Genomic DNA, 24,388 nt, shown 5'->3' with positions numbered 1-24,388 from the left:
CAAGACGAAGATAGCGCAGATCAGTACAGCGGCGTGGCCATATGCCGGGGCGTCGGCCATTGCGCCGTGATCTCGGGCTGCACCGGGCGCTCGAGATAGGTCGACAGCACGACATAGCTTCGCGTCGAGGTGACGCCGGGCGTTTCGTAGAGACGCGCCAGCAGGCCTTCGAGCGCCCTGGTGTCCTCGGTGCGGACCTTGAGAAGCATGCAGGTGTCGCCGGCCACCGAATGGATTTCCTCGACCTCAGGATATTGGGAGACGGCCATCAGCTCCGGTGTCTTGCCCCAGCCCTTGGTATCGATATGCACGAAGGTGAGCAGCGGCTTCTTCACCGCCTTCGGGTCGATGATCACAGCCGTGCCGCGGATGGCGCCGCTGCGCCGCAGGCGCTTGACCCGCTCATGCGCCGCCGGCGGCGAAAGGCAGACGCGTTCGCCAAGTTCGGCGTAGCTGATCGTCGCATCCTCGACCAGCACGCCTAATATTTTTCGGTCGATTGCGTCGAGCTCGCGGGGAGCTACCTTGTTCTGCAGAACCCCATCTGTTTCTTCGTCCATATCGAAATTCCTTGTTGTCGCGGAATTCAGTTCGGCCATTATGACCCGATGACGAACGCGAATCAAGCTGCAACGCTCCATCAGCCGATCCCGGCGCTGGCCTACCTCCTGACCGGCTGCATCGCCGTCATCGGCTCGAACTCGCTGGTCCTGGGTCCAATTGCTCCGGCAGTCGCCGCATCCTTCGGCACCAGCGTGCCGGCGGTGATGGCCGCGTCGGCCGCCTTCGGCCTCGGCACTTCCGCCAGCGCGTTGTTCCTCGCCCGCTATATCGACGGCGTCGGCGCCCGCCGCATGCTGCAGGGCGCTCTGCTGTTGCTGGCGGTCGGCCTTCTCGCCAGCGCGCTGGCGCCGACGGTGATCATGCTGGTCGCGGCCCAGGCCGTCGCCGGCATCGCCGCGGGCGTCGCCATGCCGGCCATCTATACCAGTGCAGCGGCAATTGCGCCGCCCGGCCGTGAAAGCGGCACGATCGGCGTCGTGCTGACCGGCTGGACGGTCTCCATGGTGGCCGGCGTGTCGCTGTCGGCCGTGCTTGCCGATCTCGTGCACTGGCGCGCCGTCTTCGCCGCCGTCGCGGTGCTTTCCGCCATTGCGCTTGCTGCCTTGTCGATGACCTCGCTCAGCGACGTCAGGAAGGGCGGCCCGGCGCCGTCGCCGTTCGTTGCGCTGGCCATTCCGGGGATCGTGCCGCTGCTCATCGCCTGCACCGCCTTCATGACCGCTTTTTACGGCGTCTACGGCTTTCTCGGCGATCATCTGCACCAGGATCTGGGCGAGCCCGTCAGCGCCAATGCGCTGGCCGCGCTCGCCTATGGCGCCGGCTTCGGCGCCGCGGCCTTCCTCGACGGCGTCATCGACCGCATCGGCGCACGGCGCGTCATGCCTTTCGCCTATCTGCTGGTCGCCGTCGTCTATGTCGCGATCGCGCTCGCAAGCAGCAATTTCGTGCTGATCCTGGCTATGATCGCCATCTGGGGCCTTGCCAATCATTTCGGCCTGAACGTGCTGGTGATGCGCCTTACCGCGCTCGATCCGTCGCGCCGCGGCACCATCATGGGCCTGAACAGCTCGGTCACCTACCTCGCCGTCTTCATCGGCACCACCAGCTTCGGGCCGCTTTATTCGACATTCGGCTTTGCCATCTGCGCGATCGTTGCCGCCGTGCTGATGCTGGTTGCGGCAGCAGCGGGGTCATGGCGGTCGCCGCCGCCCATCAAGCCGTAAAGCTTGCGTCCTCATCCCGTCCTTCGCTAGAGCTTGGCTTGCCATGCGAGCCCCGCCCGGATGAAGACGACGCTTGAAACCACTGCCGACCCCTCGTCAGACGACCTCGCCTTCCTGGCCGAGCGGCTGACGGCGTTCAATGACGGCGATGTCGGCCCCTCCGGCCGCAAGCCGATCGCGGTCTTCGTTCGTGACGAGCACGGCGCTGTCGTCGCCGGCATTTCGGGATACACCGCCTGGGGCTGGCTCTATGTGCAATGGCTGTGGGTCGACGAACGCCTGCGCGGCCAGCATATGGCCGGCGACATGCTGGACGCTGCCGAGCGCGAAGCAGTCGCCCGGGGCTGCCAGACCGCCTGGATCGACACGTTCAATCCGACAGCGGCCAAAGTCTATGAGCGGCAAGGCTACCGGCGTTTCGGCGAGCTGCCTGACTTTCCCATCGGCCGCAGCCGCATCTTCCTGCAGAAGAAGCTCTAACCTGCCAGCCGCCCGCCTTGCATCGGCCGCGGCACGCCGGTGGTGCTGGGAAAGCTGATCGGCAGGCCGCGCAGCACGCGCACGGCAAGGAAGGCAAAGCATTCGGCCTCCACCGCATCGCCTTTCCAGCCCAGTGTCTCGGCCTGCACCACCTCGACGTTGGCGCGCCTCGCCAGCATCGCCATCATCGTCGGGTTGCGGCGGCCGCCGCCACTGACCGCTAGGCGCTTCGGCCGGCGCGGCAACAAATCGAGCGCCTTGCCGACGGCCGAGACGGTGAAGGCCGTCAGCGTCGCCGCCCCATCCTCTGCGCTGAGGCCGTCGGCCATGGCGGCGCCGAAGTCGAAACGGTCGAGCGATTTCGGATAGGGCTTGGTCAGATACGGATGCTGGAGCAATTTGGCCAGCCGCACTTCATCGACGGTGCCGGCCGCGCCCAGTGCGCCGTCGCGGTCCATCTCGCCGAGGCCGTTTGCCTTGATGAAATCGTTGAGCGGCGCGTTGGCCGGGCCAGTGTCGAAGGCGACGATGTTGTCCTTGCCGTCCCACCAAGTGACGTTGCCGACACCGCCGAGATTGAGCACAGCGGTGTCCCCGCTGGCGTCGGCTTCCCTCAAAAGCGCCGCGTGGTAGGCAGCCGCCAGTGGTGCGCCCTGGCCGCCAGCGCGCACATCGTCCGAGCGGAAATCATAGGCGACCTTGGCGCCCAAAATGGAATGCATCAGCGCGCCATCGCCCAACTGGCGCGTATCGCCGCGCCGCCCGGGTTGCGGGGCACGATGCAGCACGGTTTGGCCGTGAAAACCGACCACGCCGATATCGCCTATGGTTAGGCCGTAGCTTTCGACAAGGTCCTTCACCGCCGCCGACTGCGCCCGCGTCAGCGCCTCCTCGGCTTCGGCAAAGATCGCCGGCTCCGGCCCGTCGAAATTCCACACCCGGGCCTGACGCAGCGTCTCCTCCAGCAAGGCACGGATCGCTGCGGGGTAGGGGGCCAGCGTATAGGTGCCGAAATCGGCGATCCGCTCGCCATCGGTCTTGATCAGCGCCACGTCGATATTGCCGTCAAGCACGGTGCCGGTCATCAGGCCGACGGCCCAGATTGGTTCCACGGTCGACTCCCTTGCGACACCGTTTGCGATTCCAACGCAATCACCTGTCGGACGGATTGTCTCGCCAGGCAAGACCCTGGCCGCGGTCGATTGCTCCGAACCTGCCGGCAGAGTTTTTCACCGAACAGCGAAAATCGAGCAACGCCGTTCTTGCGTCTCGCCGCTCAAGACGCCAGCTATGAGACGAACACGTCATCGCCAAGGAGAAACGACATGGCATCCGAAGTCGCAGTGATCGCCGGCGCGGGTGCGGGCCTGAGCGCCTCTTTGGCACGCCTTCTCACCACGGAAGGCTATCGTGTGGTGCTGGCCGCCCGCAACACGGCCAAACTCGCGGCGCTGGTCGGGGAAACCGGCGCGCTGGCCGTCGAAACCGACGTCGCCGATCCGGCCTCCGTCGCCGGCCTGTTTGACGCCGCCGACAAGCAAGGCCCGCTGGCCCTTGCCGTCTTCAATGCCAGCGGCCGCACGCGCGGCCCGATCGCCGAGGTCGATCCCGATGCGGTCAAACAAGCCTTGCTTGTCGGCGCCTATGGCGGCTTCCTGGTCGGCCAGCAAGCGGCGCGGCGGCTGCTTGCGCGCGGCTCCGGTTCGATTCTTTTCACCGGCGCCTCCGCCAGCATCAAGGGCTTTCCCAACTCCGCCGGCTTTGCCATGCCGAAATTCGGCCTGCGCGGTCTGGCTCAGTCGATGGCGCGCGAACTCTTCCCGAAGAACATCCATGTCGCCCATTTCATTATCGACGGCCAGATCGAGCCGGTCGGGACGAAGCCCGAGCGACCGGACAGCCAGCTGTCGCCCGATGCGATCGCGCAGACCTATCTCGCGACCCATCGCCAGCATCGCAGCGCCTGGAGCTTCGAGGTCGAGCTGCGGCCCTTTGTCGAGACATTCTGACCGGTCCGGCGTGACCGTTCTCGCAATTGCGAAATCTTTGAGAGAATATTCCCGGCTTCGTGTTTGAGAAGAAATGCGGTTCTTTGATCCGGCAAGCAGCATTGCCGATGATGTCGTCAAGGCTTGGTATTCCACCTCGCCGCAATGACTTCAGGATTACGAGGGATCGACAATGTCCGAACGCGGAAACGCTTCCAGCTCTCTTCTTTTTTCAGCCATCAGCCGGCGAGCTGCCCTTGCGGCACTTTTTGCCTCGGCCGTCACGCTTGCCGGTCTGGCTCAGCCGACGCCGTCCTTCGCCGAGGACAAGAAGTCTATCAAGGTCGGCATCATCAGCGGCGAGGATGAGGATGTCTGGCGCGTCGTCGTCGCCCAGGCCGCCGAAAAAGGCCTGACCGTCGAGACCGTGGTGTTCAACGACTACACCCAGCCCAACGAGGCGCTCGAGCGCGGCGAGATCGACGCCAACGCCTTCCAGCACCAGCCCTATCTCGACAACCAGATCAAGACCCAAGGGTACCACATCGTGCGCGTCGGCTACACCGGCGTCTGGCCGATCGGCCTCTACTCCAAGAAATACACCAAGGTTGCCGACCTGCCCGAAGGCGCCGTCATCGGCTTGCCGAACGACCCCTCGAATGAGGGCCGCGCGTTGCGCGTTCTGCAGAACGAAGGCGTGATCAAGCTGAAGGACGGCACCGGCATCCTGGCGACCACCGCCGACATTGCCGAGAACCCTAAGAAGGTCGTCATCAAGGAACTGGACGCCGGCATTGTCGGCCGCTCGGTCGAGGATCTCGACGCGGCTGTCGTCAACACCGACTGGGCGCTGAAGAGCGGTCTCGGCCCGGACAACCGCATCGCCCAGGAGCCGGTGGCCGACAACCCCTACCGCAACTTCATCGCCGTGAAATCCGGCAACGAGAACGAGGCGTGGGTGAAGACGCTGGTCGCGTCCTACCAGAACGAGGCGGTCAAGGCCGAGTTCGACAAGGTCTACAAGGGCACCGGGATCAGCGCCTATTGATTGGCGCCTGGTTGTCAGGAGCAGGCGGCCCGCTGTTGAGCGGGCCGCTGTCGCATTTGTCGAGCGTTGAAACGGACAGTGAGATGAACCAGCACGTCACGGCCGAAGCATCCGGTCCGGTCAATATATCGGCCGGGCAGGAAGATGTCGTACGCCTGGTCGACCTCAAGCGCCGCTTCGGCGCGACGCCTGCGCTCGACGGCGTCTCGCTGACGGTGAAGAAGGGCGAGATCCTCGGCATCATCGGCCGCAGCGGCGCCGGCAAGTCGACGCTGATCCGCTGCCTCAACGGGCTGGAGCGGCCGGACTCCGGCGACGTCTTCATCGAGGGCCGCGAGATCGGCCGGCTCGGCGAGCGTGAATTGCAGCCGCTGCGGCGTCGCATCGGCATGATCTTCCAGCACTTCAATCTGCTGTCGGCCAAGACCGTGGAGGACAATGTCGCGCTGCCGCTGAAGATCGAGGGCCGCCCAAAGGCCGAACGGCTGGCGCGCGCCGCCGAATTGCTCGACCTCGTCGGCCTGTCGGAGAAGGCGAAGGCCTATCCGTCCTCGCTGTCGGGCGGCCAGAAGCAGCGCGTCGGCATCGCCAGGGCGCTGGCCGCGCGGCCGGCGCTGCTGCTGTCCGACGAGGCGACCTCAGCGCTCGATCCGGAGACGACGCGCTCCATCCTGGCCTTGCTGAAAGACATCAACCGGCAGCTCGGCCTCACCATCCTGCTCATCACCCACGAGATGGAGGTGATCCGCTCGATCGCCGACCGCGTCGCGGTGATCGATGCCGGGCGCATCGTCGAACAAGGCCCGGTGTGGTCGGTCTTTGCCGAGCCGCGTTCCGAAATCACCAGGAGCCTGCTCGGCGGCATCCGCCCGCAACTGCCGGCCGAGATTGCCGGCCGGCTTGCTCCCGGAGGCGGCGCCGAGCTCATCCTCAGGGTCGACGTCGCAGGTGAGGCCGCGCGCGGTCCGCTGCTGTCCGATCTTGCGGTGGCCGTGCCGGGACGGTTCCGCCTCGTCCATGGTGGCATCGACCATGTCCAGCAGCAGCCGGTCGGCACGCTGTTCCTTGCGGTCGCGGGCAACGATCCGAAACATCTGTCGAAAGTAATCGCATTCCTGAAGGCCCGCGACGCGCGGGTGGAGGTGCTTGGCCATGTCGCCGGTTCTGTTTGAACTTCTGCTGCGTTCGATCTGGGAGACGGTCCTGATGACGGCGGCATCGGGCCTCATCTCGCTCGTCTTCGGGCTGCCGCTCGGCCTGGCATTGATTGCCACCGAGCGCGGCGGCATTGCCGAAAGCCTGTGGGTGAACCGCGCGCTCGGCGCCGTCATCAACGGCTTCCGCTCGGTGCCGTTCATCATCCTTCTGGTGGCGCTGATCCCGGTGACGCGGCTGATCGTCGGCACCTCGATCGGCACCTGGGCGGCAATCGTGCCGTTGTCGATTGCGGCGACGCCCTATTATGCCCGCATCGCCGAAGTGTCGCTGCGCGAGGTCGATCGCGGCCTGATCGAGGCGGCGCGCGCCATGGGCGGCAACCGCTGGACGATCATCCGCGAGGTGCTGGTGCCCGAAGCTTTGCCCGGCATCGTCGCCGGTTTCACGGTGACGCTGGTAACGCTGATCGGCGCTTCGGCCATGGCCGGCGCCATCGGTGCCGGCGGGCTCGGCGATCTCGCCATCCGCTATGGCTACCAGCGTTTTGAGACCAGCGTCATGGTCGCCGTGGTCATTGTGCTGATCATTCTCGTTTGCGGCATCCAGTGGGTCGGCGACCGGCTGGTCGCCAGGCTGGACCGGCGCGGATGAGCGGCCACGAACGTTATTTGCCGGCAGGCTGCCAAACGCAGCGTCGGCTTTCTCTATCGGCGCCGAGATTGGATTGCGCGTTGCTTTGATCGGACCGGCCTGCGTGCCACCGTGACAGCGAAACAAGGAGCTTGACCATGCCCAGGATCGTACCCGTGCTTGATCTCGGCCGCCTCGAGCAGGGCGCTTCGGAACGGCGAACGTTTCTCTTCGACCTGCGCACGGCCGCGCGCGATGTCGGCTTCTTCTATTTGACCGGCCACGGCATATCGGCTGCGGATACCGCAGAAGTGCTCGACGCGTCGCGCCGCTTCTTTGCCCTGCCGGAAGCCGACAAACTGGCAATTGAAATGGTCAAGTCCTCGCAGTTCCGCGGCTACACGCGCGCCGGCGGCGAGCTGACCAAAGGCAAGGCCGACTGGCGCGAACAGCTCGACATCGGCGTCGAACGCGCGGCCATCGAACAAGGCCCCGGCGTGCCCGCCTGGACGCGGCTGCAAGGGCCCAACCAGTGGCCGGCCACGCTGCCCGAGCTGAAGCCGGCGCTACTCGCATGGCAGGCCAAGGCGACGGCGGTGGCGATCCGGCTGCTCCGGGCCTTCGCTTTGTCGCTCGATCAGGCCGAGGACGCCTTCGATCCCGTCTACCGGGCCGAGCCCAACCATCGCATGAAGATCGTGCGCTACCCCGGCCGCCACGCCACCGGCGACAACCAGGGCGTCGGCGCGCACAAGGATGGCGGTTTCCTGACGCTTCTGTTGCAGGACGAGAGCAAGGGGCTGCAGGTCGAATATGACGGTGCCTGGGCCGACGTCGATCCGCTGCCCGACACGCTGGTGGTCAACATCGGCGAACTGCTCGAGCTGGCCTCCAACGGGTATCTGAGAGCAACGGTCCACCGCGTGGTAACGCCACCGGCCGGTGTCGAGCGGATTTCGGTGCCCTTCTTCTTCAGCGCCCGGCTCGACGCCACGATCCCGCTGCTCAACCTGCCCGAGGATCTGGCGGCCGAGGCGCGGGGTCCGGCCAGCGATCCCGACAATCCGCTGTTTCGCAATGTCGGCACCAATGTGCTGAAGAGCCGCCTGCGCTCGCATCCCGACGTGGCGCGCCGGCACTACGCCGATCTCCTGGAAACCGGCGCCTCAGCCGGCTGAAATCTTGGAAGACAAGAACGAAATTTCCGCATCCCGCGTTGTTTTAGAAAGCCGTTCGTCGCCATATGCCGCGAATACGCGCATATAGGAATTATCGTTTGGCGGTTTCCTCCCATTCCACCGAGCGGTGTTCCCCTCTGAAGGTTCTTGACCTTCTTTTGGCCGGGCCGCTTTCGCGCCCGGCCTTTTTTTGTGTCAAGAGCTCTTCTTTCTTCCCCACAAGGGGAGAAGGAAGAGGCGCCAGGTACTTCACCCAAACTTCGGATCAAGGCTGCCCGACTTGTACCGCTTGGCCATCTCAGCCACCGGCAGCGGCTTGATCTTCTGGGCATTGCCGGCGGTGCCGAACTGCTCGAAGCGCTCCTTGCACAGCTTGCGCATCGCCGCCATCGCCGGCGTCAGATATTTGCGCGGATCGAACTCGCTCGGGTTTTCGGTCAGCACCTTGCGGATGGCGCCGGTCAGCGCCATGCGGTTGTCGGTGTCAATGTTGATCTTGCGCACGCCGTGCTTGATGCCGCGCTGGATCTCTTCCACCGGCACGCCCCAGGTCGGCTTCATCTGGCCCCCATATTTGTTGATGATCTCCTGCAGGTCCTCGGGCACCGAGGACGAGCCGTGCATGACCAGATGCATGTTGGGCAGGCGGCGGTGGATTTCCTCGATGACATTCATCGCCAGCACCGCGCCGTCCGGCTTGCGCGAAAATTTGTAGGCGCCGTGGCTGGTGCCCATGGCGACAGCCAGCGCATCGACATGGGTGTCCTTGACGAACTCGACCGCCTGTTCCGGATCGGTCAAGAGCTGGTCGTGGCTGATGGCGCCTTCGACGCCGTGGCCGTCTTCCTGCTCGCCGCCGCCGCTCTCAAGCGAACCGAGCACACCGATCTCGCCTTCCACCGACACGCCGCCCCAATGCGCCATGTCGACGACGCGCCGGGTGATGCCGGAATTGTAGGCATAGTCGGCCGGCGTCTTGCCGTCCTCTTTCAGCGAGCCGTCCATCATCACCGAGGTGAAGCCGTACTGGATGGCGGTGACGCAGGTGGCTTCGTTGTTGCCATGGTCGAGATGCATGCAGACCGGGATGTCGGGGTGGATTTCGACCAGCGCGTCGATCAGCTTGGCCAGCACCACATCATTGGCGTAGGCGCGGGCGCCGCGGCTGGCCTGCAGGATGACCGGCGACTTGGTCTCCTCGGCCGCCTCCATGATGGCGAGGCCCTGTTCCATATTGTTCATGTTGAAGGCGGGTACGCCGTAGCCGTATTCGGCGGCGTGGTCGAGCAATTGTCTCAGTGTTATGCGAGCCACCCAATAGTCTCCCGTATCTGGTTTCAAGCGCAACGTCGCGGGCCGGCCGGTTGCCGGCCTAGATGCTTCTGGCCGGATTTCGCCAGAACCGCAACCGTCAGCGGCCATCGTGGCCGCAATTCTTGTTGCAGGGCTGAAATCCGGTAGCCAGCCGGTGAGGCGCTAATCTCCCCCATTGAGGGGGAGATGGCCGGCAGGCCAGAGGGGGTCGGTTCGACTGGAGCGCTAGCATCATCTGTCGGTGCTGGGAGGTCGCGTCAGGACGCGCCGACCCCCTCTGTCGCCTTTGGCGACATCTCCCCCTCAAGGGGGGAGATTATCCGCGTTCGGGGAACATCGCCTTCAACCCTTCGCGCGAAGCCTTGGCCACACCGCGCTCGGTGATCAGCCCTGTCACCAACCGTGCCGGCGTCACGTCAAATGCCGGATTTGCCGCCGGCGTCGCTTCGGGCGAAACCCGCACCTGCGCGATCTTGCCGTCCGCCGTCTTGCCCCAGACCAGCGACACCTCGTCGCCGGAGCGTTCCTCGATCGGGATTTCGGTCAGCCCATCACCCACCGTCCAGTCGATGGTCGGCGAGGGCAGAGCGACGTAGAAGGGCACCTCATTATCGGAGGCGGCGAGCGCCTTGAGATAGGTGCCGATCTTGTTGCAGACGTCGCCATTGGCCGTGGTGCGGTCGGTGCCCACGATCACCATGTCGACCGCGCCACGCTGCATCAGATGGCCGCCGGCATTGTCGACGATCAGCGTGTGCGGCACGCCGTGGCCGGCCATCTCCCAAGCGGTCAGCTGGGCGCCCTGGTTGCGCGGGCGCGTCTCGTCGACATAGACATGGACCGGAATGCCGGCCTCGACGGCGAGATAGATCGGCGACGTGGCGGTGCCGTAATCGACCGTCGCCAGCCAACCGGCGTTGCAATGGGTGAGGATGTTGACCGGCTCGCCCGGCTTCTTGCGTGCCGCGATCTCCTTGATGATGGCAAGCCCGTTCTCGCCGATGGCGCGATTGAGATCGACATCCTCGTCGGCGATTTCCGCGGCGCGCTTATAGGCCGCCTCCGCGCGCTGTCCCAATACGATCGGCCTGAGGAACCGCCGCATCTCGTCCAGTGCCCAGCGTAGATTGATCGCAGTCGGCCGCGTCTTGTGCAGCGTCTCCCAGACCGCGTCGAGCGCTTCGTCAGACGGATCGTCCGCCATCTGGATGGCGACGCCGTAGGCCGCGGTGACGCCGATCAGCGGCGCGCCACGAACCCACATGTCACGGATCGCGGTGGCGATGCCGGCAACGCTCCCGATCGTCTCGACCCGGAACTCGTGCGGCAGCCAGCGCTGGTCGATGATCTCGACCGAACGCTGGTCGTCGCTCAGCCAGATGGTGCGGTAGTGGCGCTCGCCGACGTTCAAATCCTGCTCTCCCGTTCGATCAAAGCGGCCAGATTATTGACCTCGTCCATGCCGTGAATCTGGCGCCGGTTGACGGCGATGTGACGGCCGAATTTCAGCGCCTTGGCCTCGCAGGAGGCTCGCAGATCCTCGTCCTCGATGGTCTCGAAATCGGCATTGTGGGCGAGGCCGAGGATGCGCCGGTGCACCTCGATGCCGGCAAAGCCCAAGAGGTCGGTCCAGATCTGGTGCAGCACATGGTCGAGCGCCTGCTCCGAGGCGAGAATGTCGCCCTGATCCTCGAACAGGCTCTTCTGGTAAAGCATGCCGGTGCGCTCGGTGCGCCATAGATGCGAGAACTCGGCGCGGAACACCGTCCAGGTGTCGTTGGTCACCCCGAGCAGATAGGCACGCATGGCGTCACGCTTGCCCTTCTGTTCATGGCCGCGCTGCGAGAAGTAGGACATCCAGAAATTGGCGAGCAGCATGCCTACATCGAAGGCCATCGGACCGTAGAAGGCGAACTCCGGATCGATCATCCGCGTCTCGGTGTCGGTGACCATGATCGAGCCCGAATGCAGGTCGCCATGCAGCAGCGTCTCGGCATTGGCGGCGAAGATATGCTTCAGCCGCTGCGCTTCGACCTTGAGGTCGCGGTCGGCACGCAGTTCGGCAACCAGACCGTCGAGCTGCGGCGAGGTGTGCCGGTTCAGCTTGGCGTCGAAATAGGGATCGGAAAACACCAGGTCTTCGGTGATGCCGCAGAGTTCGACATTGTCGGCAAACAGCGCCAGGTCTGCCTTGCGGTCCTTGGTCGGCATGGAGAGATCAGAGCCGCGGAACAAAGTGCGGGCCATGAACAGGCCGATGTCGCGGGCGATATTTGGCAACTCGCGGCCGTCGATCAGGGCACGGCGCAGGATGATGTGCGGCGGCGCCAGATATTCCATGATGATCAGCGCCTGGGCTTCGTCGAAATGGAGGATCGCCGGCACCGAACCCGGCGCGCGCGCCTCTTGCCGCGTCAGCGCGTGATATTCGAAGAAGGAACGTTTCAAGGGCAGCGGCCAGCTGTCGCCGACGAGGCGAACATAGGGCAGGGCTTGCTTGACGACCGCCGCACCCGAGCCGCCTTCGACGATGAAGACGAGGTTCAGATTGCCGTCGCCGACCTCGCGCACCTTCCAAGGGCCCTTGCCGATTTTGGCGCACAGCGCTTCGTTCGTACCGAGGCGCGTTGCAAGCGTCTCCACCGACAGTGCTTCAAACGGCAATTTCGCAGTCATTCCTCACCCTCCCGCTTGCTCGCTCCAATCATAGTGGAGCGATGGCGGTGAGGCCAAGCTAGGAAGCTGACTGGCAATTGTCAATCGAGTTGACAATTGATGACGTAGCCCATAGCGTCATCGTCAGGGAGGAACGAATGGGCAATGATGCCGTGTTCCGCGTGGACGGGCTGAGGAAATCCTTCGGCCATATCGAGGTGCTTGGCGGCGTCTCGCTCGAATTGCATGCCGGTGAGATCACTGTGCTGATGGGCGCCAATGGCGCCGGCAAGTCCACCCTCGTCAAAATCATCAGCGGCGTCTACGACCATGACGGCGGCATCATGCACCTCGCTGGCGGCAACTTTGCGCCGAACACGCCGGCAGAGGCGATCCGCGCCGGTGTCGTTACCGTGCACCAAAACATCAATGACGGCGTCGTCGCCGATCTCGATGTCGCCACCAATCTGACGCTCGACCGGCTGAGCGGCAAGGGCGCGCCGCTGCTGTTCAACCCCGGCCGGGTGCGCCGCGAAGCCAAAGCGGTGGCCGACCGCATGGGGCTCGCCATCGACCTCAAGGCCCGCATCAGCGACCTGTCGCTGGCCGATCGCCAGATGGTGGCCATCGCGCGCGCCATGGCGCACCAGCCGAAAGTGCTGATCCTCGACGAGCCGACCTCGTCGCTGTCCAGCGCCGAGGCCGACCGGCTGTTTGCGCTGCTCGACCGCTTGCGCGAGCAGGGCGTCGCCATCCTCTACATCTCGCATCGCATGTCGGATATCAGGCGGCTGGCCGACCGCATCGTCTCGATGCGCGATGGCGTCATCTCAGGCGTCTTCGACAGCAAGCCTCTCGACTATGAGGGTGCCGTTAACGCCATGCTCGGCCGCAAGATCCATCTTGACCGCATCGAAGCCAGGAGTTCTGCCAAGCCGATCCTGACCGTCGATGCCTTGCGCATCGCCCCTGGTGCCCGGCCATTCTCGCTGACGCTCGGCGACGGCGAGGTCGTTGCCATCACCGGCCTCGTTGGCGTCGGCAAGACCGCGCTCGCCGAGACGCTGTTCGGCTTGCGCAAACCGCTGTCCGGCACGATGACTTTATATGGCAAGCCCTATGCGCCCGCGTCGACCGGCGAAGCCGTCGCCGCCGGCGTGTTTCTGGTCGCCAAGGACCGTGGCGAAAACGGCATCGTCGGCGGCTTCAACATCCAGGAAAACATCAGCCTGCCCTTCCACAAGCGCATGTCGCGTTTTTCAGTTCTCAAACGCGGCCTTGAACGCACTATTGCCCGCCGGCAGATCGAGGATCTCGGCATCGTCTGCCGCTCGGAGAAGGACGAGATGACCACTCTGTCGGGCGGCAACCAGCAGAAGGTGATGGTGGCCCGCTGGATGGCGCAGGACGCCCGATTGTTCATTCTCGACGAACCGTTCCAGGGCGTCGATATCTCCGCCAGGCGCGACATCGCCGCCAAGCTGAGGGCCAGCGCCAATGGCCGCGCCACGCTGCTGTTCGTCACCGAACTCGACGAGGCACTGGAGACGGCCGATCGCATATTGGTGATGTCCGAGCAGACCATGGTCGGCGAACACCGCAACGCCGATGTCGATCTCGACCGTCTGCTGGCCGAAGTCGCGGGCGGGCCGTTGCACAGTGCGGCCTGAGCCACGATGATTGAAGAACTGAGGGTTGGAATGGAGTGCACGGGTTTGAGTTGGGTATTGACGGCGGGCGCTGAATGACGCTGCGCGATTACGCCATCCGCTATGGGTTCATCGTGCTTCTGTTCGGGCTGATCGCGTATTTCGCCATCGCCGCCGACGGGTTCGTCTCGCCGCAAAGTGCCGTCTTCATTTTCCAGTCGGTCGCCATCACCGGCGTGCTGGCGCTGGGCGTCACCGCCACACTGGTTGTCGGCGGCTTCGATCTCTCGATCGGCTCGGTTGCCACATCGGCCATGATGGCGGCTGCCTATGTCATGGTGGTGCTGGAGCAGAACGTTGTCGTCGCTGTCCTCATCTGCCTGCTCATCGGCGCCCTTGTCGGCCTCATCAATGGCTGGCTGATCGTCTATATGCGCGTGCCCGATCTGCTGGCGACGCTCGGCATGATGTTCCTGCTCGTCGGCCTCCAGCGCATCCCGACTGAAGGACGCTCCATCGCCACCGGTATGACAATGCCGGACGGCTCGGTCGCCAACGGCAAATTCTCCGACGCCTTCCTGGCGCTCGGCCGCCACCGCTTCGACTTCTTCATCCCGAACCTCATTCCGGTCTCGGTGGTCGTGCTGATCGTGCTCGCCGTGCTGATCTGGTTCTTCCTCGAATACACACGCTTCGGCCGCATGATGTATGCCGTGGGCAGCAATGAACGGGCCGCCGAACTCGCCGGCGCGCCTGTCAAGGCATACAAAATCTGGGCCTACGTCATTTCAGGAGTTTTTGCCTCGATCGGCGGGATTTTGCTGGCCGCACGGCTTGGACGCGGTGACATCGCGTCGGGTAATAATCTGCTGCTCGATGCGGTTGCCGCGGCGCTGATCGGCTACGCGGTGCTCGGCGCCGCCAAGCCGAACGCCTTCGGCACCGCCATCGGCGCGCTGTTCGTCGGCATCCTGCTGCAAGGCCTGACGATGATGAACGCGCCTTACTACACGCAGGATTTCGTCAAGGGCGTGGTTCTCGTCGTCGCCCTTGTCTTTACCTTCGCCCTTTCCGGCCGGGGCAGGAGATAGAATGGCTGCCGGGACAGTTTTGGGTTCAACAAACGGAGGAAAGAACGTGAACATCACAAGACGACTTTTGGGGAAGGTCGCGCTCGGATTGGCCGGCGCAACAATGCTGATGCAGGTCCCGGCCTTTGCCGCCGACAAGCCGGCGCCGTTCGACAAGCCCGGCGTCAAGATCGCGCTGGTGCGCTATCTCTCGACCGGCGATTTCTTCCAGGCCTATCTCTCGGGCGTCGAGTCCCAGTCCAAGGCGCTCGGCATCGATCTGCGCGTGCTCGACAGCCGCCAGGACGCCGCCCTTCAATCCGACATGGTCGACCAGGCCATCGCACTCGGCGTGCAGGGCATCATCATCCAGCACGGCCTGACGGAATCGATGAAGGACGCCGCCCAGCGCGCGGTCGATGCCGGCATCAAGGTCGTCGCCTTCGACGTCAATGTCGAAAATCCAAAAATCCCGCAGATCGAACAGTCCGACAAGGACCTTGCGCGCCTGGCGCTCGAGCAGGCGGTCAAGGACAATGGCGAGAACTGGAACGCCGGCTATGTCTATGTCGCTGGCATCGCGCCGCTCGACCGCCGCAACGAGACCTGGGTCGACGTGAAGAAGAAACATGCCGGCATCAAGGAAGTCGCGATGTTCGGCACGCTCGACAACCCGATCGCCAACTCGGTCGCCAACCAGGCGCGCTCGGTGCTGCAGGCGCATCCCGACATCAATGTGATGTTCGCGCCCTATGACGAGTTCGCCAAGGGTGTGAAGATCGCCGTCGACGAGGCGGGGCTGAACAAGAAGATCAAGATCTACTCCGCCGACATCTCTACCTCGGACATCGCGGCCATGCGCGAGACCGACAGCGCCTGGGCCGCCACCGCCGCCACCAACCCTGCCGTCGTCGGCCAGGTCTCGGTGCGCGCGCTGGCGCAGTTGCTCGCCGGTGAAGATCCCGGCCACAACGTCATCGTGCCGCCGACGCTGATCACCCAGAAGGACCTGATCGACAAGGACATCAAGAACATGGAGGACTTGTCGGCCAAGCTGCCGCAATTCGCCCATGCCGATGTCGCCATGCCGGCCTGGATGCCGAACCCGAACGCGAAGTAGGATCGGTCGTCTGATAGATGCGAAGGGCGGCTATGGGCCGCTCTTTTCATATTGATGGTAAGCCTGCCGGCCTACAACCAATGGTCTGGATCGCGCATCCCGTGGACAATCGCCACAGCGATAACACCATCGGGCTGCGGCTCGTAGATGATGATTTAGCGGTCTTCGACGAGCACGCGGGCCGTTGCGCTTAACTCGGGCCGTGCGCTGCCCATCTTGGGGTGCTGCGCCGCCAGCTCCAGTCTTTCGAAAATGCGCATCAACAGTCTGTCTGCTGCCTTTTCATTGTCGGCGGCGATGGTGTGCCAGATGTCTCGCAAATCCTGCGAAGCGCGCGGTGTGAGCCGATGGCTAGCCACGGGCGCGGCGTTCTGCCTTCAGGCTGCGAATGAACTCGGTGTGGTCGACAGCCACTGGCTCGCCGCTGGCCATCCCGTCGGCATAGGCCCGCTTCAAGTGCTGGAGTTCGAGCGTGCGCAATTCCTCGCGCTGCTCCCATAAGCGCAGGGCGTCGCGGACAATCTCGCTGTTTGAAGCATAACCGCCACCTTCGATAGCGCTTTGCAGGCGAGCTATCTGCTGCGCGGTAAGGGATATGGTGAGGGTGCGCATAGGTTCGTTTTTCATACCAACGTTATAATGCATCCAACAAGATCTAACAATATCTGTTAGGAATCTGCCCCTGCATCATGACCGCCCGACGCGCACCAGCCACCGCGCCGTCCTCGCCATGCAGGCGTGCAGCACCCGGAACACCATATTCGATGGCAGGCAGGTCGTGCGGCGCACCCTTGGCGGGGATCGCCAGCATCCGCCCATGCCCGCCCGGCGCCAGGCAAAGCTGCGTCCCATCAGACGGTGTCGCCAGCGCGCCGTCCTTGAAATTGCTCAGCAGCCATTGGCCTTCGCGGGTGACGAAGATGGGAACGGCGTCGTATTTCGCCGGGTCCAGCGCGGCTATGACATTGGTTGCCGAAAGCAGCGACACCTCATGCTCGGCGGAGCGCCCGTCGAACAGCAAGCCGACACGAAGTCTCTTCGCAGCCATCGACAACTCCACCAAGGATCAGGGTCGGAGCTCGCATGCGAAACACAAGGTGGGCCCTAAAGTGGTCGAGCAATAGGCCAAGGATTGGAGTGGATTTTGACCAGTTCGAGCAGTTTTTCAGCACGACCTGCAAAAGCAGTTCTCCGCCTGGAGTCCTTCAGGCGGGAGAGCGGTTCGTCGTTTTGGTGAACGATGAACCGCTCCAGGTCTATGTCTAGCGCAGCGCTGCGGCGATGTTGCCACCGTCGACCGTCGTCACATCGGCGGTGGTGCGTTCGGCCAATGCTTGGTGCAGGAAGGCCTGCGCCACGTCTTCTGCCGTCACCTCCTGTCCGAGCAGATTGCCCGACATGTATTCCTTCTCCGACACGCCGCGCGCGCCGGAACGGCTGGCGATCATGGCGTCGGTCAACAGGCCGGAGCGGATGCGGTCGGCGTTGACCGCATTGGAGCGAATGCCGTGCGCGCCGTAGTCGAGCGCATATTGCCGGGACAGGAACAGCGTCGCCGCCTTCGGCACACCATAGGCGCCGAATTTCGGACCCGGGTTGACCGCCTGCTTGGAGGTGTTGAACAACAACACACCGCCGGTGCCCTGTTCCAGCATGATGCGCACCGCGTTCTGCGCCGCCGACTGGTGAGCGAAGAAGTTGAGCTCGAAACTCTTGCGCAGCAGCGCGTCGTCGAGCTCGCCGATGCGGCCTTCCCAGGCGGCACCGGCGTTGGAGACCAGAATGTCGACGCCGCCATAGACAGCGACAGCTTTGTCGAAGGCGGCGCGCATCTCGGCCGGGTTGGTGATGTCGGCGCCGACGCCGATCGAATTGTTGCCGGCTGCCTTTGCCGCCTCGGCCGCCCTGGCCGCATCGAGATCGACGACGACGGCATGCGCGCCATTGGCGGCGAACAGTTTTGCCGTCGCAGCACCGATCGCGCCGGCGCCGCCAGTGATCAGCACCACCTGGCCGGTCAGCGGCTTCGGCTTGTTGGAGGCGAGCTTGGCCTGCTCAAGCGACCAGTACTCCAGCGGGAAGAGATCGGCCTTCGATAGAGGATGGAAACTGCCGACGGCCTCGGCGCCGCGCACCGCCTCGATCCACATCTCGCCGACATCAGATGCGATCTTCGCATCCTTCAGCGTGCGGCCATGGCCGAACATGCCGAGGCCCGGCACCAGCGTCAGCCGCGGCATCGGGTCGAGCATGGTGCGCTCGACGTCGTCCAGCGCGTCATTGGTTTCGAAATAGGCGCGATAGTCGTTGGCAAAGGCGTCGACCTGGCTCTTGATGACGGCCTTGTAGTCGCCGGCCTTGTCGGCGTCTGGCGCCGGAACCGCCATCGGCCCGGTCTTGATGCGGATCGACAGGTCCGGCGTCGACACACCGCGTGCGGCATAGTCGGCGATGCCGGCCGAATTGATGAAATCGACAATGGCATCCGAGGTGCGGAAGTCGCTGATCATGCGATCGAAGCGGCCTTCGCCACGCGATACCGCCACCGCGCCACGCAGCATCGGCGCGATCGCTGCCGGCGTTGCGAGCTTGGCCGGCAGTGCGGCTTTCGCTGCCTTCGGCTTGCCGTTCTTCGCCACATAGTCTTCGGCCACGTTCACATAATGGATCATGCGGTCATAGGCCTGCTTCGCAGCGTCGCCGAAGGTGAAGATGCCATGCTTGTCGAGGATCAGGCCTTCGACGCTGGGGTCGGCGTCGTAGACATCGGCGGCCACCTTGGCGAGGTCGAAGCCCGGCTTGATGTAGGGCACGTACCCCATCTTGTCGCCGAACACGGTCTTGATCAGCGGCTTGCTGTCCGCCTGGTCGACGATGGCGAGGATCGCGGTCGAATGCGTGTGGTCGACGAATTTATGCGGCAGGAAGGCGTGCAGCAGCGTCTCGACCGATGGATTGGGGGAGGCGGGGTCGATGAGGTTCGCCCGCTGCAGCGCCACCATGTCCTCGTCGGCGAGGCTGGCCAGCGCACGCGCCTTCAGCAGCGCGCCGAGCTTGACCGCCGGCAGGCCTTGCGGCTCGATCACACCCATGTCCCAGCCGCTGCCCTTGACGCACAGCACATCCCATTCGTCGCCGACGAGATCGGTGGCCTTGGTCTTGCAGGAGGTGTTGCCGCCGCCATGCAGCACCAGCCGCGGCTCGCCGCCGAGCAGCCGGGTCGTGTAGACGCGCAGCGCGAGGTCGCGGGCAACGCCCTTTTTCGCATAGTCGGCAACCAGTCTTTCCGCGTCGCCGTCATTCCAAAGGTTCTTCATGTCGCTATGTCCGCTTTGCTGTCTTTGATGTTGCTGTGAACAGGAGTGCCGCGACGCCTTGATGACAATGCGCCTGCTGCTGGGATTTCGTTGGTCAGGAAGCCTTTTTTGCCCCCGCACTGGCTCCGGCATGGTCGAGCAGCCGCCGCGCCATGCTGGCGCCGACGACGAGATGCGTGCAGAGTCCGCCGGCGAGCGCGGCGAGCAGCGGTTCGAACTTGCTGTCTTCCTGCACCACCATCAGCCGCTTTTCGATCTGGCGCAGTGACGACAGCGAGGCCGAGATGACGCGGCGGTTGTAGCTGCAGTCGAGCGCCTTGCCGGTGGCATCGATGATCTGGCCGGCAACGACGCCGGCGGCGCCCGCTTCGCGCAACAGCCCCATCTCGCCGGGGCTGAGCGCGCCGCATTTGACGACATGGCTGTCGCCATCGACGGTGCCGACCGAATAGAGCGCCAGATCGCAGTTGGCAATATCGGCCAGTTGTTCGCGGATCACCGGTTCGGCGCGCAGCCCATGCGCCAGCAATTCCGTCGTCAGCACCAGCGGCGCGTAGAAATTGAGGCCCTTGGCGTTGAGCCGCCGGGCGATCTCCATCGTGCACTGGTCGGGACGGTAGGAGTAGGGCGCGCCGAGATTGCCGCAGAGCTGCACAACGGTGACGTCCTGCAGGTCGGCATAGGACATGACGTCGGCGATGGTGTAGACGGTGCGGCCCCAGGCGACGCCGATCCGGTCGCCCTTCTTGACCAGTTCGAGAAAGACGCCCGCCGCCAGCACCGCAACGTCCGTCGAAGGGTCGACGACATAGGCATTCTCCGGCGCGATCCACACCGCATAAAGCTTGAGCGCGTCCTCGAGCTGGCGCGCAAGCACGTCGTCGGTGAACAGCTGCGTCGAGGTCGAGATGTTGACGATGCCGGTCTCGCGCGCCTTGCGCAAATACATGGCGACCGAGGCGCGGGAGATGTTAAGCTGGCTGGCGACCTGGTCCTGGCGCAGGCCATGGGCATAATAGAGCCATGCGGCCTTGTGGATAAGCTGTTCTGCCGGTCGGATCGCCATGCCGTCTCCTCGGCTGACATTATTCACGGCTCTCGACAAAAGTCAAACTGGCGTGGGTACACGATACCTCTTTGCCCATCGAATCTGGACGATCATTGCGCCAAATGTGCCCGGTCGGGAATCGCCGATGGTGACGTGGCGGGAACCTGTGGTTAGAAGTTCTCAACAATGAAAATTCGGGGAGCACGGGATGGGCAGTCCCTACGAGCAGGATCTCGGCAAGAACGCAGCCAACCATCAGCCGCTGACGCCGCTCACCTATCTGGAGCGGGCGGCAAGCACCTATCCCAATCATATCGCCATCATCCATGGCAGCCAGCGCATAGACTATCGCACCTTCTGGAAGCGCTCGCTCAGGCTGGCGTCGGCGCTGTCGAAGCGCGGCATCGGCAAGGGCGATACCGTCACGGTGATGCTGTCGAACACGCCGCCGATGCTGGAGGCGCATTTCGGCGTGCCGATGACCAAAGCGGTGCTGCATTCGCTCAACACAAGGCTCGATGCTGCCGTCATTGCGTTCCAGCTCGACCATGCCGAGACCAAGGTGCTCGTCGTCGACCGCGAATTTTCCGCTGTCGTCAAACAGGCACTGGCACTGGCCAAGGTGAAGCCGCTGGTCATCGACTATGACGATCCCGACTATGCCAGCGATGCACCCTATCCCAAGGGCGAGCGCATCGGCGCGATCGACTATGAGGGGTTCGTCGCCGGCGGTGACGAGGGCTACGCCTGGTCGATGCCCGACGACGAATGGGACGCCATCTCACTCAACTACACCTCGGGCACGACAGGCAACCCGAAGGGCGTCGTCTACCACCATCGCGGCGCGGCCCTGATGGCTTACACCAACACCATCCATGCCGGCATGGCCAAGCACGCCGTCTATCTGTGGACGCTGCCAATGTTCCACTGCAATGGTTGGTGCTTCCCATGGACAATGGCCGTCCAGGCCGGCACCCATGTCTGCCTGCGCTGGGTTCGGTCGAAGCCGATCTACGATGCCATCGCCGACCACGGCGTCACACATCTTTGCGGTGCGCCGGTCGTCATGTCGGTGCTCATCAACGCCAGCGATGAGGACAAGCGCCACTTCCCGCAGACCGTTACCTTCAACACCGCTGCCGCGCCGCCGCCGGAAGCCGTGCTGTCAGGCATGGCCGATGCCGGCTTTGCCGTCACCCATCTCTACGGCCTGACCGAGACCTATGGCCCGGCGGTCGTCAACGAATGGCACACCGCCTGGGACGGTCTCGACAAGGGCGAACGCAGCGCCAGAAAGGCCAGGCAGGGCGTGCGCTATGCCGCACTCGAAGGCCTGACGGTGATGGACGCGGAGACGATGCAGAAGACGCCGGCCGACGGCGAGACCATCGGCGAGGTCATGTTCCGCGGCAACATTGTCATGAAGGGCTATCTGAAGAACAGGAAGGCGACCGACGAGGCTTTCGCCGGCGGCTGGTTCCACTCCGGCGACCTCGGCGTCATGCATCCCGACGGCTACATCCAGCTCAAGGACCGCTCCAAGGACATCATCATCTCCGGCGGCGAGAACATTTCATCGATCGAGGTCGAGGAAGCCCTCTACAAACACCCGTCCGTGGCGTCCTGCGGCGTCGTCGCCAAGGCAGACGACAAATGGGGCGAGGTGCCGGTCGCCTATGTCGAGCTGAAGCCCGGCAAGGTGGCAAGCGAGGCCGAGATCATCGAACACTGCCGCGCGCTGCTCGCCCGCTTCAAGGTGCCGAAGGCGGTGATTTTTGCCGAGATCCCGAAGACATCGACGGGGAAGATCCAGAAGTTTCAGCTGCGGGAAATGGCGAAGGGATCTTAGTTCCAGAGCGCAACGGCACGCGCAAGGTCGAGTTCGCGCACACCCTCTGTCACCAAATTATACGCGTACGTCGAATTCGCATTGACACTTCCCTCTTTTCGATTTACGACTGACGAAAGTTGAAATTCGTCACTCATAAATCGACAGAGAGCCATGTCCGAAGCCGCCAGCATAATGGCCGACTCCACCCGCCAGGAGAATGTCACCCGCATTCTCGACTGTGCCGAACGCCTGTTCCGGCACTATGGTTACGGCAAGACCAATGTCGCCGACATCGCCCGCGAACTCGGCATGTCGCCGGCCAATATCTACCGTTTCTTCGCCTCCAAGGTCGAAATCCACCAGGCCGTCTGCGGCCGCATGCTCCTCGCCAGCTACAACATGGCCTACGAGATTTCCCGGTTGCCGATCAGCGCCGAGGAGCGGCTGCGCCGCTACGTGCATGCGCAGTACAAGATGACGCTGGAAGTCATGCTCGACGACCAGAAGGTCCACGAAATGGTCATCGTCGCGCTCGAGCGCGACTGGGGCGTCATCGACAAGCATATCGACAGCATTCACGACCTGTTTGCCGAGGTCATCCGCGAGGGCATCGAGGCCGGCGAGTTTGCCGACCAGGATCCGGTCACCGCATCGCGCTGCTTCGGCGCCGCCACCGTCATTCTGTGCCACCCGCAAATGGTGGCGCAGTGCCTTGCCAAGACCAATCGGGCGATGCCCGACGATCTCATCGATTACGCGATCAAGGCTCTGAAGTAATAGCCGCCGCCCGCCGGGCGCCGGTGTCGACCGTTCATCTCCAGTCGGGAGTACGAAAGTGTCTTTGTCCAGTTCCATCATCCGCAAGCTGCCGGTCGCCGGCCTGATCGTCGCCACGCTCGGGCTCGCCGCCTGCAGCCAGGAGAAGACCGAGGTCCAGGACATCATCCGTCCGGTCAAGGTGGTCGAGATCGGCCAGGCCGAAAAGAGTCGCGAACTCACCTATTCCGGCTCGGTGCGAGCCCGTACCGAAATGAACCTCGGCTTTCGCATCTCGGGCAAGGTCACTGAGCGCCTGGTCGACATCGGCCAGCATGTGACGACAGGCGATGTGCTAGCCCGTATCGATCCCACGGACTATGAGTTGTCGGTCAAGAGCGCCAAGGCTAGCCTCGACGCCGCCGAGCGGCAGGTCGAGACGGTCGATCTGTCCCGCAAGCGCGCCGAACAGCTTTTTGCCAAGAACTTCACCTCCAAGTCGCAGCTCGAACAGGCGACGCTGAGCTACAACCAGGCGGTAGCGACGCGCGATGCCGCCCGCTCTACACTTGCCCAGGCGCAGAACCAGGTCGTCTACACCGATCTCAAGGCGAGCGAGAACGGCATCGTCACGGCGGTCTCGGCCGATGTCGGCCAGGTGGTCGGCGCCGGAACGCCTGTGATGACCGTTGCCGTCGACGGCGAAAAGGAAGTGCTGATCGCGGTTCCCGAAATGGACATCGCCGCCTTCAAGCCGGGAAAGGACGTCAAGGCCAGCTTCTGGTCCGATGACGCGCTGGCGCTCTCCGGCAAAGTGCGTGAAGTCGCCGGCAGCGCCGACCAGCAGTCGCGCACCTTTGCCGTCCGCGTCTCGCTGCCCGACGACCCGCGCGTGCTGCTTGGCATGACCGCCAAGATCGAGGCCTCGGTGGCCAAGAAGCAGGAGATGGTGTCGATCCCGCTCAGCGCGCTTGCGGAAAAGGATGGTCGCAAGATTGTCTGGACCGTCGACCGCGCCGGCGAGACGGTGCACGAGCGCCTGGTCAAGGTTGCGGAGTTCACCTCCGACGGCGTCAGCGTCGCCGACGGGCTCAAGCCGGGGGATGTCGTCGTTGCCGCCGGCACCCAGTTCATGACCGAGAATCTCAAGGTCAAGCTGACCGGCGATGCGGTCCAGGCCGCCTCTGCGGAAGGCGATGCCGCAAAGGCCCTGCGCTGACCGCAGGCATGAAGCCGGCTTGATCGTCGCTTCGGCGAAAGGGCTGGGCAAGCGAATTCAGGGTTTCCGGGCGGCGAGCGCCCGATGGTCGAGACGCCAAGATCGAGTTCCCCCGCATCGATCCGCGCGTCCCACCGCGA

Annotated in this window: 22 protein-coding genes and 1 pseudogene; 13 read left to right on the top strand and 10 right to left on the bottom strand. The window is 64.0% G+C overall.

Annotated features, from left to right (window positions below; translation table 11 throughout):
* Window positions 1–20 precede the first annotated feature (20 nt).
* Window positions 21–560: an Lrp/AsnC family transcriptional regulator gene (locus ACYG9R_RS04695; RefSeq protein WP_023687041.1), complete on the bottom strand. Its 540-nt coding sequence runs from the start codon at window positions 558–560 to the stop codon at window positions 21–23.
* A gap of 48 nt (window positions 561–608) precedes the next feature.
* Between ACYG9R_RS04695 and ACYG9R_RS04690 the strand changes: the two genes are divergently transcribed.
* Window positions 609–1,787 carry an MFS transporter gene (locus ACYG9R_RS04690; protein WP_023823507.1) on the top strand — a complete coding sequence of 393 codons (1,179 nt, stop codon included), beginning with the start codon at window positions 609–611 and terminating at the stop codon, window positions 1,785–1,787.
* A 60-nt stretch (window positions 1,788–1,847) separates the two neighbouring features.
* Window positions 1,848–2,267, top strand: a complete 420-nt coding sequence (locus ACYG9R_RS04685; RefSeq protein WP_023692175.1) for a GNAT family N-acetyltransferase — start codon at window positions 1,848–1,850, stop codon at window positions 2,265–2,267.
* Here ACYG9R_RS04685 and ACYG9R_RS04680 read toward each other — a convergent pair.
* Window positions 2,264–3,379 (bottom strand): anhydro-N-acetylmuramic acid kinase, encoded by a 1,116-nt coding sequence (locus ACYG9R_RS04680; RefSeq protein WP_023709179.1) that lies wholly within the window; start codon window positions 3,377–3,379, stop codon window positions 2,264–2,266. The two genes, ACYG9R_RS04685 and ACYG9R_RS04680, sit on opposite strands and share 4 nt — an antisense overlap.
* Window positions 3,380–3,592: 213 nt before the next feature.
* On the opposite strand from ACYG9R_RS04680, the gene ACYG9R_RS04675 reads away from it, so the two are divergent.
* From ACYG9R_RS04675 to ACYG9R_RS04655, 5 genes are all read left to right on the top strand, one after another.
* Window positions 3,593–4,276, top strand: a complete 684-nt coding sequence (locus tag ACYG9R_RS04675) for an SDR family NAD(P)-dependent oxidoreductase (protein ID WP_023668581.1) — start codon at window positions 3,593–3,595, stop codon at window positions 4,274–4,276.
* Window positions 4,277–4,448: 172 nt separating this feature from the next.
* Complete coding sequence (locus ACYG9R_RS04670; protein WP_023668580.1) at window positions 4,449–5,303, top strand: MetQ/NlpA family lipoprotein; 855 nt, start codon at window positions 4,449–4,451, stop codon at window positions 5,301–5,303.
* Between the two features lie 83 nt (window positions 5,304–5,386).
* Window positions 5,387–6,475: a methionine ABC transporter ATP-binding protein gene (locus tag ACYG9R_RS04665; RefSeq protein ID WP_023729258.1), complete on the top strand. Its 1,089-nt coding sequence runs from the start codon at window positions 5,387–5,389 to the stop codon at window positions 6,473–6,475.
* On the top strand, window positions 6,456–7,112 hold the full coding sequence (locus tag ACYG9R_RS04660) for a methionine ABC transporter permease (RefSeq protein ID WP_023668578.1): 657 nt from the start codon (window positions 6,456–6,458) through the stop codon (window positions 7,110–7,112). The genes ACYG9R_RS04665 and ACYG9R_RS04660 overlap by 20 nt, the downstream gene beginning before the upstream one ends.
* Before the next feature lie 137 nt (window positions 7,113–7,249).
* Window positions 7,250–8,269: an isopenicillin N synthase family dioxygenase gene (locus tag ACYG9R_RS04655; RefSeq protein WP_023823506.1), complete on the top strand. Its 1,020-nt coding sequence runs from the start codon at window positions 7,250–7,252 to the stop codon at window positions 8,267–8,269.
* Between the two features lie 249 nt (window positions 8,270–8,518).
* Here the strand turns inward: ACYG9R_RS04655 and fba are convergent, their stop codons facing one another.
* From fba to mtnK, 3 genes are all read right to left on the bottom strand, one after another.
* On the bottom strand, window positions 8,519–9,583 hold the full coding sequence (gene fba / locus ACYG9R_RS04650) for a class II fructose-bisphosphate aldolase (protein WP_023820973.1): 1,065 nt from the start codon (window positions 9,581–9,583) through the stop codon (window positions 8,519–8,521).
* Between the two features lie 316 nt (window positions 9,584–9,899).
* A complete protein-coding gene (gene mtnA / locus ACYG9R_RS04645; RefSeq protein ID WP_023668575.1) occupies window positions 9,900–10,994 on the bottom strand; it encodes an S-methyl-5-thioribose-1-phosphate isomerase in 1,095 nt (364 codons plus the stop codon).
* Window positions 10,991–12,259: an S-methyl-5-thioribose kinase gene (gene mtnK, locus ACYG9R_RS04640; protein ID WP_023668574.1), complete on the bottom strand. Its 1,269-nt coding sequence runs from the start codon at window positions 12,257–12,259 to the stop codon at window positions 10,991–10,993. Before mtnK ends, mtnA begins: the two co-directional genes overlap by 4 nt.
* A gap of 137 nt (window positions 12,260–12,396) precedes the next feature.
* Here mtnK and ACYG9R_RS04635 point away from each other — a divergent pair, with 137 nt between their 5' ends.
* The 3 genes from ACYG9R_RS04635 to ACYG9R_RS04625 all read left to right on the top strand — a co-directional run bounded on the left by ACYG9R_RS04635 (window position 12,397) and on the right by ACYG9R_RS04625 (window position 16,077).
* Window positions 12,397–13,908 (top strand): sugar ABC transporter ATP-binding protein, encoded by a 1,512-nt coding sequence (locus ACYG9R_RS04635; protein ID WP_023823505.1) that lies wholly within the window; start codon window positions 12,397–12,399, stop codon window positions 13,906–13,908.
* A 74-nt stretch (window positions 13,909–13,982) separates the two neighbouring features.
* A complete protein-coding gene (locus tag ACYG9R_RS04630) occupies window positions 13,983–14,978 on the top strand; it encodes an ABC transporter permease (protein WP_023668572.1) in 996 nt (331 codons plus the stop codon).
* Window positions 14,979–15,024: 46 nt separating this feature from the next.
* Window positions 15,025–16,077, top strand: a complete 1,053-nt coding sequence (locus ACYG9R_RS04625; RefSeq protein ID WP_023823504.1) for a substrate-binding domain-containing protein — start codon at window positions 15,025–15,027, stop codon at window positions 16,075–16,077.
* 155 nt (window positions 16,078–16,232) lie between these two features.
* On the opposite strand, the gene ACYG9R_RS04620 is transcribed toward ACYG9R_RS04625, so the two are convergent.
* The 5 genes and pseudogenes from ACYG9R_RS04620 to ACYG9R_RS04600 all read right to left on the bottom strand — a co-directional run bounded on the left by ACYG9R_RS04620 (window position 16,233) and on the right by ACYG9R_RS04600 (window position 20,460).
* Window positions 16,233–16,436, bottom strand: coding sequence for a type II toxin-antitoxin system RelE/ParE family toxin (locus tag ACYG9R_RS04620; RefSeq protein ID WP_023668570.1), 204 nt, complete (start codon window positions 16,434–16,436; stop codon window positions 16,233–16,235).
* A complete protein-coding gene (locus ACYG9R_RS04615; RefSeq protein WP_023823503.1) occupies window positions 16,429–16,689 on the bottom strand; it encodes a ribbon-helix-helix domain-containing protein in 261 nt (86 codons plus the stop codon). The genes ACYG9R_RS04620 and ACYG9R_RS04615 overlap by 8 nt, the downstream gene beginning before the upstream one ends.
* A gap of 94 nt (window positions 16,690–16,783) precedes the next feature.
* Window positions 16,784–17,125, bottom strand: a pseudogene (locus ACYG9R_RS04610) (D-alanine--D-alanine ligase A); the annotation flags it as partial.
* 214 nt (window positions 17,126–17,339) lie between these two features.
* Window positions 17,340–19,394 carry a bifunctional aldolase/short-chain dehydrogenase gene (locus tag ACYG9R_RS04605; protein ID WP_023823500.1) on the bottom strand — a complete coding sequence of 685 codons (2,055 nt, stop codon included), beginning with the start codon at window positions 19,392–19,394 and terminating at the stop codon, window positions 17,340–17,342.
* A 94-nt stretch (window positions 19,395–19,488) separates the two neighbouring features.
* The gene (locus ACYG9R_RS04600) at window positions 19,489–20,460 is read right to left on the bottom strand and encodes a sugar-binding transcriptional regulator (protein WP_023823499.1); all 972 of its coding nucleotides are present in this window, start codon (window positions 20,458–20,460) and stop codon (window positions 19,489–19,491) included.
* 190 nt (window positions 20,461–20,650) lie between these two features.
* Here ACYG9R_RS04600 and ACYG9R_RS04595 point away from each other — a divergent pair, with 190 nt between their 5' ends.
* From ACYG9R_RS04595 to ACYG9R_RS04585, 3 genes are all read left to right on the top strand, one after another.
* A complete protein-coding gene (locus tag ACYG9R_RS04595; protein ID WP_460221809.1) occupies window positions 20,651–22,291 on the top strand; it encodes an acyl-CoA synthetase in 1,641 nt (546 codons plus the stop codon).
* 153 nt (window positions 22,292–22,444) lie between these two features.
* Entirely contained in the window at window positions 22,445–23,050 is a 606-nt protein-coding gene (locus tag ACYG9R_RS04590) for a TetR family transcriptional regulator (protein WP_023729263.1), read from the top strand.
* A gap of 58 nt (window positions 23,051–23,108) precedes the next feature.
* Window positions 23,109–24,248 carry an efflux RND transporter periplasmic adaptor subunit gene (locus ACYG9R_RS04585; RefSeq protein WP_023729264.1) on the top strand — a complete coding sequence of 380 codons (1,140 nt, stop codon included), beginning with the start codon at window positions 23,109–23,111 and terminating at the stop codon, window positions 24,246–24,248.
* The last annotated feature ends 140 nt before the right edge of the window (window positions 24,249–24,388 follow it).

It is taken from the genome of Mesorhizobium sp. RSR565B (assembly GCF_054719465.1).
This window is presented reverse-complemented; position numbering and strand designations above follow the sequence as displayed.